Raw genomic sequence first — 753 nt, 5'->3', positions numbered from 1 at the left:
AGGTCCAGGGCCACGAGCAGGCAGGGCCGGGTCTGGCCGTTGGCGCCCTCGACCTTGCAGGCCAGGCCCTGTGCCGCGTTGGCCAGGTCGTTGCTGTAGCTCGGGTAGGGCGGGGACGGCCATTGCAGCGGGGGCAGACTCTGGCGCGATGGGGCAAACGTGCCGACGAACGGGGGCGCAGTGGTGTTCATAGCGGTGCAGCACCGGTGTGCTGCACCGGAGAAAGCCGATCGGGACAAAAAGGTCGGCTTTCATTATGCAACTGATCGCCGGCCTGACCCGGAGCCTTCAGGGGCGGGCTGGGCGGTACTGCATCGCTTCGGCCACGTGGGGGGCTTCGATGCCGGGGCTGTCGGCCAGGTCGGCGATGGTGCGGGCCACCCGCAGGGTGCGGTGCAGGGCGCGGCCTGACCAGCCGAGCCGGCTGGCGGCCTGGTGCAGCAGGGTGTGTGCCGCCGCCGACAGGGCGGCGTGGCGGTCCAGCGCGTCGCCCTGCAGGGCGTGGTTGGGGTGGCCCTGGCGTTGCAGGGCCCGTTGGTGCGCCTGCAGGGTGCGGGCCTTGACCGTGGCGGTCGATTCCCCGCGGGCCGCGGACAGCAGGGCCTCTGGCGCCAGCACGGGCACGTCCACGTGCAGGTCGATGCGGTCCATCAGGGGCCCGCTGAGCTTGCCCTGGTAACGGGCGATCTGGTCGGGCGTGCAGCGGCAGGACCGGTGCGTGGCCCCGAGGTAGCCGCAGGGGCAGGGGTTCAT

The 753-nt window shown here is 72.1% G+C and carries 2 protein-coding genes; both read right to left on the bottom strand.

Annotated elements, in window-relative coordinates:
- On the bottom strand, window positions 1–191 hold a 191-nt coding region (locus tag CON77_RS14815; RefSeq protein WP_157826993.1), incomplete at its 3' end, for a hypothetical protein.
- A 97-nt stretch (window positions 192–288) separates the two neighbouring features.
- Window positions 289–753, bottom strand: a 465-nt coding sequence (locus CON77_RS14810) for a magnesium chelatase subunit ChlI family protein (protein WP_198552411.1), incomplete at its 5' end; no start/stop codon positions are given.

Source organism: Macromonas nakdongensis (genome assembly GCF_002837145.1).
GTDB classification, from domain to species: domain Bacteria; phylum Pseudomonadota; class Gammaproteobacteria; order Burkholderiales; family Burkholderiaceae_C; genus Macromonas_B; species Macromonas_B nakdongensis.
Note: the sequence above shows the minus strand (reverse complement) of the source record. Positions and strands in the feature narration are given on the sequence as shown.